This window comes from Streptomyces sp. NPDC087420 (genome assembly GCF_044744165.1).
In the GTDB taxonomy this organism is placed as follows: Bacteria; Actinomycetota; Actinomycetes; order Streptomycetales; family Streptomycetaceae; genus Streptomyces.
Genome location: NZ_JBIUXU010000002.1, coordinates 61322 through 75443, shown reverse-complemented (window position 1 = coordinate 75443; position 14122 = coordinate 61322). Strand labels below are relative to the sequence as shown.

At 73.3% G+C, this 14122-nt stretch carries 9 protein-coding genes and 1 tRNA gene; 6 read left to right on the top strand and 4 right to left on the bottom strand.

What is annotated here, in order from left to right; genetic code table 11:
- The first annotated feature begins 57 nt into the window (after window positions 1–57).
- From ACIO1C_RS03785 to ACIO1C_RS03775, 3 genes are all read left to right on the top strand, one after another.
- The gene (locus ACIO1C_RS03785) at window positions 58–2556 is read left to right on the top strand and encodes a DNA polymerase III subunit gamma and tau (RefSeq protein WP_401858186.1); all 2499 of its coding nucleotides are present in this window, start codon (window positions 58–60) and stop codon (window positions 2554–2556) included.
- Between the two features lie 207 nt (window positions 2557–2763).
- Window positions 2764–4020 (top strand): phosphoribosylamine--glycine ligase, encoded by a 1257-nt coding sequence (purD, locus tag ACIO1C_RS03780; RefSeq protein WP_401858184.1) that lies wholly within the window; start codon window positions 2764–2766, stop codon window positions 4018–4020.
- 407 nt (window positions 4021–4427) lie between these two features.
- Window positions 4428–6263 (top strand): hypothetical protein, encoded by a 1836-nt coding sequence (locus tag ACIO1C_RS03775; RefSeq protein WP_401858181.1) that lies wholly within the window; start codon window positions 4428–4430, stop codon window positions 6261–6263.
- Window positions 6264–6284: 21 nt separating this feature from the next.
- Here the strand turns inward: ACIO1C_RS03775 and ACIO1C_RS03770 are convergent, their stop codons facing one another.
- Window positions 6285–6644, bottom strand: coding sequence for an AQJ64_40280 family protein (locus tag ACIO1C_RS03770; protein WP_401858179.1), 360 nt, complete (start codon window positions 6642–6644; stop codon window positions 6285–6287).
- A gap of 630 nt (window positions 6645–7274) precedes the next feature.
- On the opposite strand from ACIO1C_RS03770, the gene ACIO1C_RS03765 reads away from it, so the two are divergent.
- From ACIO1C_RS03765 to ACIO1C_RS03755, 3 genes are all read left to right on the top strand, one after another.
- Window positions 7275–7691, top strand: a complete 417-nt coding sequence (locus ACIO1C_RS03765) for a hypothetical protein (protein WP_401858177.1) — start codon at window positions 7275–7277, stop codon at window positions 7689–7691.
- 1817 nt (window positions 7692–9508) lie between these two features.
- Complete coding sequence (locus ACIO1C_RS03760; protein ID WP_401858175.1) at window positions 9509–10969, top strand: N,N-dimethylformamidase beta subunit family domain-containing protein; 1461 nt, start codon at window positions 9509–9511, stop codon at window positions 10967–10969.
- 130 nt (window positions 10970–11099) lie between these two features.
- A complete protein-coding gene (locus tag ACIO1C_RS03755; RefSeq protein ID WP_401858172.1) occupies window positions 11100–11999 on the top strand; it encodes a phosphoribosylaminoimidazolesuccinocarboxamide synthase in 900 nt (299 codons plus the stop codon).
- Window positions 12000–12077: 78 nt separating this feature from the next.
- On the opposite strand, the gene ACIO1C_RS03750 is transcribed toward ACIO1C_RS03755, so the two are convergent.
- The 3 genes from ACIO1C_RS03750 to ACIO1C_RS03740 form a co-directional block, all read right to left on the bottom strand.
- Window positions 12078–12150: transfer RNA gene (locus tag ACIO1C_RS03750), tRNA-Gly, on the bottom strand.
- 22 nt (window positions 12151–12172) lie between these two features.
- On the bottom strand, window positions 12173–12805 hold the full coding sequence (locus ACIO1C_RS03745) for a response regulator (protein ID WP_401858170.1): 633 nt from the start codon (window positions 12803–12805) through the stop codon (window positions 12173–12175).
- A complete protein-coding gene (locus ACIO1C_RS03740; RefSeq protein ID WP_401858167.1) occupies window positions 12802–14091 on the bottom strand; it encodes a sensor histidine kinase in 1290 nt (429 codons plus the stop codon). Before ACIO1C_RS03740 ends, ACIO1C_RS03745 begins: the two co-directional genes overlap by 4 nt.
- Window positions 14092–14122: the final 31 nt, after the last annotated feature.

Here is a 14122-nt window from a genome sequence, read left to right as displayed (position 1 = left end):
GTGGGTGGGGAGCGCTGGAAGGGTGCGTTGTCCTAGGGGGCCGATATCGTCGTAGGTGTGTCGTCCCTTGCGTTGTATCGCCGCTATCGCCCCGAGTCGTTCGCCGAGGTCATCGGGCAGGAGCATGTCACTGACCCGTTGCAGCAGGCGCTGCGGAACAACCGGGTCAATCACGCGTACCTGTTCAGTGGTCCGCGCGGCTGTGGGAAGACGACCAGCGCGCGGATCCTCGCCCGCTGTCTGAACTGCGAGCAGGGGCCGACACCGACGCCGTGCGGTACGTGCCAGTCCTGCCAGGACCTGGCCAGGAACGGGCCGGGGTCGATCGACGTCATCGAGATCGACGCCGCGTCGCACGGAGGCGTGGACGACGCCCGTGACCTGCGCGAAAAGGCGTTCTTCGGGCCGGCGAGCAGTCGATACAAGATCTACATCATCGACGAGGCGCACATGGTCAGCCCGGCGGGCTTCAACGCCCTGCTGAAGGTGGTCGAGGAGCCTCCGGAGCATCTCAAGTTCATCTTCGCGACGACCGAGCCCGAGAAGGTCATCGGGACGATCCGTTCGCGTACGCACCACTACCCGTTCCGGCTGGTGCCGCCCGGGACGCTGCGTAACTACCTGGGCGAGGTCTGTGCCAAGGAGCAGATCCCGGTCGCCGAAGGCGTGCTGCCGCTTGTCGTGCGGGCCGGCGGCGGTTCTGTACGTGACTCGATGTCCGTCATGGACCAGCTGCTGGCGGGCGCGGCCGAGGACGGTGTGACGTACGCCATGGCCACCGGCTTGCTCGGTTATACGGACGGGTCGCTGCTCGACGCGGTCGTGGACGCGTTCGCCTCCGGTGACGGGGCCGTCGCCTTCGAGGTGGTGGAGCAGGTCATCGAGGGCGGTGCCGATCCGCGGCGCTTCGTCGCCGACCTGCTGGAGCGGCTGCGGGACCTTGTCATCCTCGCCGCGGTGCCGGACGCCGCCGAGAAGGGGCTGATCGAGGCGCCCGCCGACGTGGTCGAGCGGATGCAGGCGCAGGCGTCGGTGCTCGGTGCGTCGGAGCTGAGCCGGGCCGCCGATCTGGTCAACACCGGGTTGACGGAGATGCGTGGCGCGACCTCGCCACGGTTGCAGTTGGAGCTGATCTGCGCGCGCGTGCTGCTGCCCGCCGCCTTCGACGACGAGCGGTCCGTGCAGGCACGCCTCGACCGGTTGGAGCGGGGGGCCGCGAACGCGGTCTTCTCGGGTGGGCCGGGAGTTGGGGGCGGGGGCGGAGGTCCCGGGGCGGGGGGTTCGGGGGGTCCCGGTGGCGGTGCCCCTGGTGGTGCCTCTGGTGGTGGTCTTTCCGTGGGGTACGTGCCTGGGCCCGAGGGGCATGCGCCTCCCGCCCCTCCGGTGCCGGCCGCGAATCCCGTACAGCCCGCCCATCCCGTACCGCCTGCCACTCCCGTACCTCCTGCTGCCGCCGAGCCTCAGCGGCCCGGTGCGTGGCCCGGCGCCGCCGCGCCGAGCCCTGCCGCGCCTGCCGCGTCCGAGGCCGCGCGCCGGCCCGGCGGCTGGCCGACGGCCTCCACCCCCGGGCAGGGGCAGGGGAGCGGCCAGGGGCAGGCGCCCGGGCCAGGGGCGGGGTCGGGTCCGGCCGCCGCCTCCGGGGCCGGCGGGCAGCCGTCGGGGCCCGCTGCCGCCGCGCCCGCGCCTGCTCCCGCCATGGGGCAGGGCGCCCAGCAGGTACGGAACATGTGGCCGGACATCCTGGAGGCCGTGAAGAACCGCCGCCGCTTCACCTGGATCCTGCTCAGCCAGAACGCGCAGGTGGCGGGCTTCGACGGTACGACGCTCCAGATCGGCTTCATCAACGCCGGCGCCCGGGACAACTTCACCAGCAGCGGCAGCGAGGACGTCCTCAAGCAGGCGCTCTCCGAGCAGTTCAATGTCCAGTGGAAGATCGAGGCCATCGTCGACCCGTCGGGTGGTACGGCTGGGCCGCCCCTCTCGGGCGGTGGCGGTGGTAGCAGCGGTGGGTACGGCTCCGGCGGAGGCGGCGGCAGCAACGGCGGTAACGGAGGTACGAGCGCCGGCGGCGGGTACGCCGGAAACGGTGGGGGGTACGGCGCCGGCGCGGCGCCGGGCGCCGGGCCCGGCGCGGGGTCCGGCTCAAGCGGCGGCGCCGGTGGCGGTGTTGGCGGGGGCTCCGGAGGCGGTACGGGGGGTACGGGCGGCGGCGGGTACGGTTCCCGGCCCTCCGGGTCCGCCCAGGCCTCGGCACCCGGCTCCGCCGCCCCCGGTCCGTCGGGGGCGTCCGCGTCCTCGGGCGGGTACGGATCCCAGGCGTCCGCCCAGGGGCAGAGGCAGGGCCAGGGCCAAGGTCATGGCCCGGCGTCGTCCTCGTCCGGCGGCCCCGGCGGTCCAGGCTCCGGCCAGGGCTTTTCCGCGCCCAACCCCGTGGCTCCCGAGGACGACACCCCCGAGGAGGACGACCCCGACCTGGTCGACTCCGCGCTCTCCGGCCATGACCTGATCGTGCGCGAGCTGGGCGCGACGATCGTCGAGGAATACACGAACGAGTAGGCAGAACGAGCAGGCAGAACGAATAGGCGGGCGAGGGCAGGGGGCGATCCGTCGCCACCGTCGCCCCGGAGACCCGCCGCCACTCCGCCCCTGCCTCCGGACCGACGTCGTTGCCCCATCGGCAACCCCGCCCTAGGCGGCCCGGCCCCGGCCGCCCCGGAGCCCCGCCCCGCCCGCCCCCCGTCCCCGCCCCGCTAGGCTGCCCCCGTGAAGGTCCTTGTCATCGGCGGCGGTGCCCGCGAACACGCCCTGTGCCGCTCTCTCTCCCTCGACCCCCAGGTCACCTCGCTCCACTGCGCGCCCGGCAACGCCGGTATCGCCGACGTGGCCGAGCTGCACCCGGTCGACGCCATGGACGGCGCGGCCGTCGCCCGCCTCGCCACCGAACTGGAAGCCGGGCTCGTGGTCGTCGGACCCGAGGCGCCCCTGGTCGCCGGGGTGGCCGATGCCGTACGGGACGCGGGCATTCCCTGCTTCGGCCCGTCCAAGGAGGCGGCCGAGCTGGAGGGGTCCAAGGCCTTCGCCAAGGACGTGATGGCCGCGGCGAACGTCCCGACCTCCCGTAGCTACGTCTGCACCACCCCCGAGCAGATCGACGACGCGCTCGACGCCTTCGGAGCCCCGTACGTCGTCAAGGACGACGGCCTCGCCGCCGGCAAGGGGGTGGTCGTCACCGACGACCTCGCCATCGCCCGCGCGCACGCGCTCGCCTGCGACCGGGTGGTCATCGAGGAGTTCCTCGACGGCCCCGAGGTCTCCCTCTTCGCCGTCACCGACGGCGTCACCGTCCTCCCCCTCCAGCCCGCGCAGGACTTCAAGCGCGCCCTGGACGGCGACGAGGGCCCCAACACCGGTGGCATGGGCGCGTATTCACCGCTCCCGTGGGCCGACCCCAAACTGGTCGGCGAAGTGCTCCAGACGGTCCTCCAGCCGACCGTGGACGAACTGCGCCGCCGCGGAACGCCGTTCTCCGGACTGCTGTACGCGGGTCTCGCGATCACCAGCCGCGGGGTACGGGTGATCGAGTTCAACGCCCGCTTCGGCGACCCCGAGACGCAGGTGGTCCTGGCCAGGCTCAAGACCCCGCTGGCGGCGGTCCTGCTCGGGGCGGCGGAGGGCACGCTCGCCGACCTGCCGTCGCTGACCTGGCGCGACGACGCGGCCGTGACCGTCGTGGTCGCCTCGCACAACTACCCGGACACCCCGCGCACCGGCGACCCCATCGAGGGCCTGGACGAGATCGTGGCGCGGGACGCGCCCGAGGCGTACGTCCTGCACGCCGGAACCCGCCTGGACGACAGCGGCACCGTGGTGACCGCGGGTGGCCGGGTGCTCTCCGTGACGGCGACGGGCAAGGACCTCACGCAGGCGCGGGAGCGGGCGTACGAGGCACTGGGCCGCATCCGCCTGGACGGCGCGCAGCACCGTACGGACATCGCGCGGGCGGCGGCGGAGGAGGCGTAAGCCTCAGCGGCGGGCGGCAGGCATTGGCCAGTAGCCAGTAGCCGGTAGTAGCAGCAGATGTACGGGCGGCTCGGTCACCGGGTCGCCCGTTGCCGTACCCCGTCGCTCACCCGTGGTTTCCGATCAGCTGGTCCGCCGCTCCGCCGGTCTCCGGCGGCTCCGCCGGTCTCCGGCAGCTCCACCGGCCTCCGGCGAAAACGCTGCTGTCCGGCCGTGTCAGCATCTCTGACCAAAGCCATTCCATCGAGTGACGAGTAGGCCATCCGGATGACGGTCGGCGAAGCGCCAACTAGGGTGCGGCGCAAGCATTCCGGCACTTGGCCCACCGGCATTGCGATGTCAGTGGCGGGTGCCACAGTGGGGGAGTGAGCAATACCACCGCGGGGCAGAGGGGGTGAGGTCCGGCCATGTCAGGTTCGGTTGTCGGTGAAGAGATCGGCGTGCGGGGTGCCCGTTCCCGGGCCCTCGCCGTGTTGCGCGTCCGCGGCAGAGCGCTGGGGGTCGCGGTGCTGCCCGCGGCCGCCGCCGTCGTGCTGCTCGCCGGTGGTGCGGCGGGTCATCTGGTCGGCGGGGGGTGGGACACGGCCCGCTGGGCCGTGACGGCGATCGCGGTTGTCGTTCTTGTGCTGGCGGTCGCCGTCGGGGTGGTGATCGCGCACGCGAGGCCGGCCCTCAGCCCCACTGTCGCGGTCACGGAGCGTGCCGCCCCCGACCTCTACCGGCTGGTCCGGGACCTCGCCGACCGGCTCGACGTCCCCATGCCCTCCGCCATAGCGCTCACCCCGGACTGCGACAGCTGGCTGGAGGACCGTACGCACCCGACGCACGCCCGCCTCCTCACCGGCGGCAGCCGCCGTCGCCGGGTCCCCGCCGCGCCCGTCCTGGTCATCGGATCGCCTTTCCTGTGGTGGATGCGTGTCGCGGAGTTGCGGGCGGTGCTGGCTCCCGTGGTCGCGGGTACGGGGCCGTCGGCGCATCCGGACATAGCCGCGGCCCGCCGGTTCGTACGGGGGCTGGACGCGGCGGTGGCCGTGGCGACCCGCCCTGGTCAGAGTGCGGTACGGCGCGTGGCGCTCGCTCTTGTCGGCCTGGTGGTCAGGCTCCTCCTGCGCGCCTGCGGTGAGCACGCGGCGCTGATGGAACGGGGGGTCGCGGCGGCGGCGTCCGAGCGTGCGCAGGGGGTCGACTACGGGCTGCGGATCCAGGCCCAGGAACAGGTCGGCCTCGCCTACGCCGGCTGGGACCGGCTGCTGACCCGCGTCGCGCTGCCCGCGTGGCGCATGGGCCGGTGGCCCTCGCGGCTGGACGCGGGCGTGGTCTCCGCCCTGACGGAGCTGTCCCGCCGCGACCGCCTCGCCGAGGGCTTCACGTCCCGGCTCGGCGAGCGCCCTGCCTGCGATCTGCTCGAAGAGCCCGGTCTGGTGGACGAGGCCACGTCGCTGCTGGCCGCCCGCCTCTTCCACGGCGGGCCCGCGGAGGCGGGTCCCGACTGGTCGCCGGTGGACTGGCAGCAGTATCCGGAGGAGGTCGTGGACCGGAAGTGGCGCGCGGAGGCGGCGCGGCTGCACCGGGTGCTGGACGGGATGGGGGTACGGCGGTCGGTGGGTCAGCCCGGGCCGACGCTGGACCGCGTGATGGATCACCTGTCGGAGGCGGGGGCGGGAGTCCCCGGGGATGAGGGCACGGGTACGGATCGTGCGGGGCACGCGGCCGACGACGAGGCCCTGCTCCCGCACCCGGGTTCGGACGCCCTGTCCGCCAACGCCCGCGCGTCCTCCGGCCTGACCGAACACGATGACGACGCCGCCGGTGACGGGGACGGTGCCGGTGACGGGGAGCCTCATCGTTCCGCCCGTGGTGACGCCCTCGCCGCCGGGATCAGCGCGGAGGTGGCCCGCGAGGAGGCCGCGACGCCGCCGGTGCCCGCGGAGGCGGTGGGCGAGGTGCTGGTGCCGTGGGGGACGGACCCGTTGCCGCTGTTCCCGCTCCAGCCACCTCGTACGGGCCGTGAACTGCTCGCCGACCACGTCACCGCGATGGTCTGCTGCTCCGCCGTCGACACGGCGGGCGCCGCGCCCGGTCTGGACTGGCTCGACGGCCCGGCCCTCTTGATCGACGGCGAACGCCGGGTGGATCTGGCGGGCCCGGTGCTCAGCCTGGTCGAGGACGGCGACGCGGAGCCGCTGCGTTCTTGGCTGACGGCGGTGGGCGTACGAGCGGAGAAGCCGGTCCGCCTCGTCTAGTTCGTCCAGGGCGGGTCCGGCTCATCGCGCGTGAGGCAGAGCCGCGCGGAGGGCGGCCCGTACGCCGTCGCCCAGGATCTGGCGCTCCGCGGTGCCCGGGAGGACCGGCAGCTCGGCCCAGTGAGTGACCTGTTCGGGCGTCGGACCACCGTAGGGCAGGCGCACCACCCTGTCCGAGTCCACGAAGCAGTCGTGAAACAGCGTTCCGGTCCGCTCGTCGACGTGACGGGAGTGGAAGTAGGTGGGAAGGACCAGCCAGTATTCCTCGCCCACCCGCGAGTCGGCGTCCCCTTCGGGATCGCCGGGGTAGCGCCCGGTGATCGCCCCCATCACACAGTCACTGTCCTTGGGCAGCCGGTCGAGGGCACTGATCCATTCCACTTCTACGGTGTGCACCGCGCCGCCCTTTCTCCGGTACCGCCCCACGAGTTGACCACCGTCGCACCGACGGCATCGCGCCCAGGATGCCACCGCCCCTCAAGCCTTGTCCGACGAATATCGTCCGGCGGCCGACGACGAGGGATATCGAGGAGGGATGCGTCACCGCTGCGAATGCCATCGCCGTGAATTGGCCGTCGCGGAGAATCCGACGGCGGATGTCGGCGTGCTGGCGTGGCTCGCGTACGACGTGGGGCCCCGGGGCCGGCGATCCCTCGCCGCGGGTGCGGGAGAAGATCGCCGGGCTGTTCCGGGCGAAGGGGGAGGGGGAGCCGGAGGCGCTGACGGCCGAGGCGCGGGAGGCGCACGCGGAGACGTCCGCCCGGCGCGACGCCACCGGTGATCAGGACGTCCGGCTCGCGTCGGCGCTGCGCCTCGCGGAGGACGCCGAGGTTGAGGTCTGGCTCGCCCCGTCGATGCGCGCTCTATCCCGTACACGTCCCGGAGTGGTGCCCATGGCCCGCGCCGGTTCAGGAAGGGACGGCGGAGCCCGATACGGCGCCCCGGATCTCCGTATCGGCACACATCGGGCTACGGCGGGCGCTGGCGATACGGCGGCGCCTGCCTACCGACGTGGTGGCGCGGTTGGCCGCGGACGAGGTTCCGGGGGTACGGCGCGTCCTCTGCGCTCACGCGCCACACGAGCTGATGGTGGAGGCGTACGCGACGGCGCAGGACCGGAACTGGCCGGTCCTGCGGCACCACCCCCACTTCCCCCGGCCCGGCCTCGCGCAGTTCGCGGACGACCCCCATCCCCGGCTGCGGCACGCCGCCTCGGACGACCCGGAAGCCGGCCCGGAGCTGCCGTCGCGGCCGGCGGACGATCCGGATGTCGGGGACTGGTCGGTACGCGACCCCAGGCTCCTCGCCGCTGAAACTGTCGCAGCGGTTCACCGTGCCGGCCAGCGCGCCAGCGCGTTCGCCGCCGTGGCGAGTCCGGCGTTGCCGCCGGAGCTGACGCGCCGGCCCGTTGACCTCGTGAGGGGTTAGCCTTCTGGGTTTCGACCGTGCTGCATCCGGGTCTTGGCGTTGGCCGACGGCCGGGTGCTGTCGGTGTTCGTTGACGGACCCATCCGGCTCCAACCATGGTGTTCCGGCCATGGTGTTCCGGTCGGAGCCGTTACGCGAGCGCGGGTGCGGGACCCTGTACGAACTCGCAGTTCTCCGTCCTGGCGAACGAGGTTCGGTCACGGTCGAGTTGGAGCCGCACGAGGGGCGCCTCCTGGTCGTCTTGATCATCAAGATGGATCCAGGCATGGCCGGCACGGCTTCGGGGGCGGTTCGAAGGGAGGCGGCCCCGGCCGGCACCGGCACCAGCCGTGGAAGCGCAACGGCGTGACAGTCCGTACCAATTCGGGCTCGCCTCCGGCAACCAGAGTCGTACCCAGGAACGCGACCAGCGTGGGACAGACGCTCGGCAGCGGCGCCAGCGGTGGCGGCTCAAACTCGCTCACCCGACGTGGCTGCCGGCGCGCTCGGTGCGGCTCGATCGTCGGCCAAGACCGGATGAGCCAAAGAGACGGACCATGCTCGCCAGGCCGGATCAGGCCTGGTCCGCCCAGGGGCCGGGGCTGCTGCGGCCGGCCAGTTGCGGGAGGGCCGTGTTCGGCCCGTTCGGGGGAGGCCGTTGGCGGCGTGGCCCGCGCTGTCCGGGGCGCGTCGGCCGTGCCCTCAGGCGCGCGCGGTGCGCGGCGGCCAGGGTCGGTCCGTACTTCGCGGGCAACTGCCCGCGCGGCTCGCCCGCAGGCACCCGTCGCGGCCCCCGCCTCCGCGTCGTCGCCCACCCCCCTCCCGCCGTCTCCTACGTGCCCCAGCGTCCCCGTGCCCGGCCAACAGCGGCGGACTCTCCCACCCGTCACGACGACCCGTTCCCCGGCCGCCTCTCCCGCGTCCTCCGGCCCCGTGTCCTCGGCGCCCGCGCCCCCCCGGCCCCGCGTCCCGGCCGCCTCTCCCACGCCCCCGGCTCCCCGTCCTCGGCGCCCGCGCCCACACCCCCCGGCCCCCGCGTCCTCGGCGCCCGCGCCCACACGCCCCCGGCCCCCGCGCCCCCGGCCCCCGCGCCCCCGGCGCCCATGCCCACACCCTCCGCCCCCCGGCGCCCACGCCCATTCCCGCCCTCCCCCGCGCCTCCCCCCCCCACGCCCACTCCCCCACGCCCCGGCGCCCCCCCGGCGCCCATCCCCGCGCGCCCCCAGCGCCCCCGCGCCCACCCCCCGCCCCCTCCCGCTCCAACGCGCCCCCCCACCTTCCCCGGCACCTCCGACCGCACCTCCGCCCCACCCCCAACGCCCCCCAAGACCCCCACCCCCCCCCGCCGAGCCCGCCCCAACCCGCCCCCGGCCCACCCGCCTTCCCGGCTCCTCCGTCCCCTGCGGCCAGGACGGATCCTGCGGGCGCGGCGCAGCGGAGACGTGCAGTGGAGGGGACGGAGGAGGGGTGCCAGGTGGGGGCAGCGGACGGGGGAGCCCGCCGAGGAGGCAGAGGAGGCAGAGGAAGTTGGGGGACGCCCCGTCCCCCACCCTCCCCGCCAACCCCTCGCCCCCCACCACCCCCACCGCCAACTCCCCCCGCCCCCGCCCGCATCCGGACGCAGAGCTTCCACTCTCGGCAATTCGCGACGAACGGTGACGGAGTGAGTGCTTTATGTGATGTGCTGGGGACCGGCGCTGCCAGTCGACCGCAGAACCGGCCGGGCACCGGCCGCCTTCACCTGAGCCCCGGCGGTCGAAACAGCGGTCCCATCACTAGTTATCACTAGTTATCACCAGTTGTCTCGGGGGCTCGGGGGCTCGAAAGAGGGGCGCACCATGGTGGCGGAGCAGATCCGGCGATGGGAATCGGGCGCTCTCGCCCATGCGGTCAGCGACCCCTTCGGGCAGGGCCCGTTACCGTGGCTGCGCGGCAGTGAGAACTACTTCGACGACACCGGCCAGGTCGTCCCCTGGTACGCCGCCCCCACGCTCGGCCGCGAGCGCAGCCCGGGCCCCCGTACCGCCGACGACGTACGCCGGCAGATCAAGGGCTTCGCGTCCACCGGCGCCGCCGCCCCCGGCGAGTCCATCGACTTCCACATCACGGTCGATCCGCCCCAGCAGTTCTCCGTCGACATCTACCGGATCGGGCACTACAGCGGCGACGGCGCCTCCAAGATAACCACCAGCCCCCGGCTCTCCGGGATCGTCCAGCCCCCGCCCCTGGCCGCGGACCGTACGGTCTCCTGCCATCACTGGTGGCTCTCCTGGCGGCTCCAGATCCCGTCGTACTGGGCGCTCGGCGCCTACGTCGCCGTCCTCACCACCATCGACGGCTATCGCTCCCACATCCCCTTCACCATCCGCGACAACCGCCCCGCCGACCTCCTCCTGCTCCTCCCCGACATCACCTGGCAGGCGTACAACCTCTACCCCGAGGACGGCCACACCGGCGCCAGCCTCTACCACGCCTGGGACGACCAGGGCCGCCTCCTCGGCGAGGAGGACGCCGCCACGACCGTCTCCTTCGACCGCCCGTACGCCGGCGCGGGCCTGCCCCTGCATGTCGGGCACGCGTACGACTTCATCCGCTGGGCCGAGCGGTACGGCTACGACCTCGCGTACGCCGACGCCCGCGACCTGCACGCCGGCCGCGTCGACCCCACGCGCTACCGGGGCCTGGTCTTCCCCGGCCACGACGAGTACTGGTCCGTCCCCATGCGCCGTACGGTCGAGCAGGCGCGCGAGCACGGCACCTCCCTCGTCTTCCTCTCCGCCAACACCATGTACTGGCAGGTGGAGCTGGGCGCCTCCGCCTCCGGCGTCCCCGACCGCCTCCTCACCTGCCTCAAGCGCCGCGGCCCCGGCCGCTCCGCCCTCTGGCGGGACGTGGACCGGCCGGAGCAGAAGCTGCTGGGCATCCAGTACGCGGGCCGCGTCCCGGAACCCCACCCCTTGGTCGTACGGAACGCCGGGCACTGGCTCTGGGAGGCCACCGGCGCCGGCGAGGGCGACGAGATCGAGGGGCTGGTGGCGGGGGAGGCCGACCGGTACTACCCCCGTATCGCCCTCCCCGAGCACGAGGACCGCATCCTGCTCGCGCACTCCCCGTACCGCGACAGCGAGAACGCCCGCCGCCACCAGGAGACTTCGCTCTACCGCGCCCCCTCCGGCGCCCTCGTCTTCGCCTCGGGCACCTTCGCCTGGTCGCCGAAACTGGACCGGCCGGGACACGTCGACCCCCGCGTCCAGCGCGCCACCGCCAACCTCCTGGACCGCATCTGCAAACGGGACTGAAGGGCGGGAGGATGGGAGGGGAGCGGGGGTTCCCGCCCCAGGGAGCGGGGGTTCCCGCCCCCCGGGCGCCACGACTTCCGGCATACGGGAGAATCGAGGCGATCTTGAAGTCCCACCCCTCGGAGGAACCGTGTCCGGATTCGTCGAAAAGCCCGAGCCCCTGGAGGTCCCGGGCCTCGTGCATCTGCACACCGGCAAAGTGCGCGACCTGTACCGGAACGAGTCCGGCGACCTCGTGATGGTCGCCAGCGACCGCATCTCCGCGTACGACTGGGTCCTGCCCACCGAGATCCCCGACAAGGGCCGGGTGCTCACCCAGCTCTCGCTCTGGTGGTTCGACAAGCTCGCGGACCTCGTACCGAACCACGTGATCTCCTCGGACCTCCCCCCGGGCGCCCCCGGCGACTGGGCCGGCCGCACCCTCGTCTGCAAGTCCCTGGACATGGTCCCGGTGGAAGCGGTCGCCCGCGGCTATCTGACCGGCTCCGGGCTCGTCGAGTACGAGAAGCACCGCACCGTCTGCGGGCTCGCGCTGCCCGAGGGCCTCGTGGACGGCTCCGAGCTGCCCGCGCCGATCTTCACCCCCGCCACGAAGGCCGCCGTCGGCGAGCACGACGAGAACGTGTCGTACGAGGAAGTCGCCCGCCAGGTCGGGGCGGAGACCGCCGCGCTGCTGCGCAGGACCACCCTCGACGTGTACGGCCGGGCCCGCGACATTGCCCGGGAACGCGGGATCGTCCTGGCCGACACGAAGTTCGAGTTCGGCTTCGACGGCGGCGAACTGATCATCGCGGACGAGGTGTTGACCCCGGATTCGTCCCGTTTCTGGCCGGCCGAGACCTGGGAACCGGGGCACGCCCAGCCCTCGTACGACAAGCAGTACGTCCGGGACTGGCTGACCTCGCCCGCCTCGGGCTGGGACCGCGCGAGCGAGCAGCCGCCCCCGCCGCTCCCCCAGGAGATCGTCGACGCCACCCGCGCGAAGTACCTGGAGGCGTACGAACGTCTCACCGGCCTCAGCTGGGCGTAGCCGAAGGCGGGGAACGGGGGGGAAGCGGGAGGCACGAGAAAACCCCCGGTCGATTCGACCGGGGGTTTCCCCTTCTTGAGCGGACGACCAGGTTCGAACTGGCGACCTCAACCTTGGCAAGGTTGCGCTCTACCAACTGAGCTACGTCCGCAAGCGCCTCGGCGCGAGAACTACTATACCCAACCTCGCTCCCGTGCGAGACGCACTGCCGTATGCCGGTTCTCGGCGCCCAGTTTGGAGGCCGCCGAGGACAGGTAGTTCCGTACGGTTCCCTGGGACAGCGAGGCGCGCTGCGCGATCTCCGCGATCGGCGCCCCGTCGGCGGCCAGCTCCAGCACCTCCGCCTCCCGCGCGGTCAGCGGCGAGTCCCCCGCCGAGATCGCGTCGGCCGCCAAATCCGGGTCCACGAAGCGGTTTCCGGCGTGCACGGTACGAATGATCTCGGCGAGCCTGCGGGCGCTGACCGTCTTGGGGACGAAGGCCCGCACCCCCGCCGCCAGCGCCCGTTTCAGATGGCCGGGGCGGCCGTGGCTGGTCACGATCATCGTCCGGCACCCGGGCAGTTCGGTACGGAGAGATGTGGCGACCTTCACACCGTCGGCGCCCGGCATCTGGAGGTCCAGGACGGCCACGTCCGGCCGGTGGGCCCTCGCCATGGCCAGGGCCTCGGGCCCCGAGGCGGCCTCGGCGACCACGACCAGGTCGTCCTCCAGCGCGAGCAGCGCGGCGAACGCGCCCCGGATCAGATGCTCGTCGTCGGCGAGCAGCACCCGTACGCGGCGGTCGTCGTCCTTGTCGTCCGTCACGCCGCCACCTTTCCGGTGGGCGCAACGGATCCGGACCCTGGTACGGGCCCCGGCAGCGGCACCCGTGCCGTCAGGCGGAACAGGCCGCCGTCCACCCGCCCCGCGCCCAGCGTCCCGTTCACCACGGCCAGCCGCTCCCGCAGCCCGTCGAGGCCGGAGCCCTTCCGCGCCTCGCGCCGCCCACCGCCCGCCGAGCCCCCGGCATCCGCCTTCACCTCAGCGGCCTCCCCCGCCCCGTCGTTCTCCACGACCAGAACCGCCTCCCCCACCTGTTCGTACCCCCGCCCCTCCGTCAGCCGTACGGTGCACCGCCGCGCGTCCCCGTGCCGCAGCACGTTTGTTGTCGCCTCCCGCACCACCCACGCCAGCGCCGACTGCACCTCCCCGGACAGCCCGCCCCCGTCGTCCCCCTCGATCCGGCAGTCGATCCCCGCCGCCTTCAACACCCCGCGCGCCCCTTCCAGTTCGGTGTGCAGGTCCGCCCCGCGGTAGCCGCGCACCACGTCCCGTACCTCCCGCTGCGACTCCTGGGCGATCCGCTGCACCTCGGTCATCTGCGCCACCGCCTCCGGCCGCCCGCGCTCGGCGAGCTGCACCGCCAGCTCGCTCTTCAGCGCGATCACCGCCAGGTTGCGGCCCATCACGTCGTGCAGATCACGGCCGAAGCGCAGCCGCTCCTCCGCGACCGCGAGCCGGGACTGGAGTTCGCGGGCCGCGTCCAGCTCCCGGACGGTGTTGAGCAGCCACAGCGAGAGGATGTACGTGACGACGATGGCCGCGCCCGCGGACGTGACGGCGAGGACCATGCCGAGGACCTGGGACGAGGGCAGCCGCAGCGCCGTCGCCGCGACCCCGGTGCCGGCGATCGTGCCCAGCAGTGCGTACGCCATGTGGCGGGAAGTACGCAGCGTCAGCGACATGGCCCCGAGGCCGTAGGTGGCGAACGCGACCAGCAGCACGGCGGACGACGCGTCGTCGGCGACGGCATCGGCCTTGATCAGGACGAGTACCACAAGGGCGCTCACCACCGTCAGGGCGGCCGTCGCCAGACCGAGCCGTACGGGCCGCTCGCGCCTGCCGAGCCGCCAGTCCAGCGCCCGGTCCTGGAGGACGACGCACATTGCGGCGTGCAGGCCCGCCAGCAGGACCAGCCAGCCCCGGAGCGGGTCGACGCTCCAGACCAGGCTGACCTCGACCAGGCCGAAGGTGTGGAACGTCCACCGGGTGTAGCTCTCGACTTTGCCCGGCTTGCTCTTCCGGTGCCATCGGTCCGTCAGCCGGGACATCGCGTCCTTTCCGCCTCATCCTCGTCGCTCG

What these genes read in the sequence shown, in the direction of transcription:
- ACIO1C_RS03775 (WP_401858181.1), top strand. Translation starts at nt 4,428, where the DNA reads ATGTCAGGTTCGGTTGTCGGTGAAGAGATCGGCGTGCGGGGTGCCCGT.
- ACIO1C_RS03760 (WP_401858175.1), top strand. Translation starts at nt 9,509, where the DNA reads ATGGTGGCGGAGCAGATCCGGCGATGGGAATCGGGCGCTCTCGCCCAT.
- ACIO1C_RS03740 (WP_401858167.1), bottom strand. Translation starts at nt 14,091, where the DNA reads ATGTCCCGGCTGACGGACCGATGGCACCGGAAGAGCAAGCCGGGCAAA.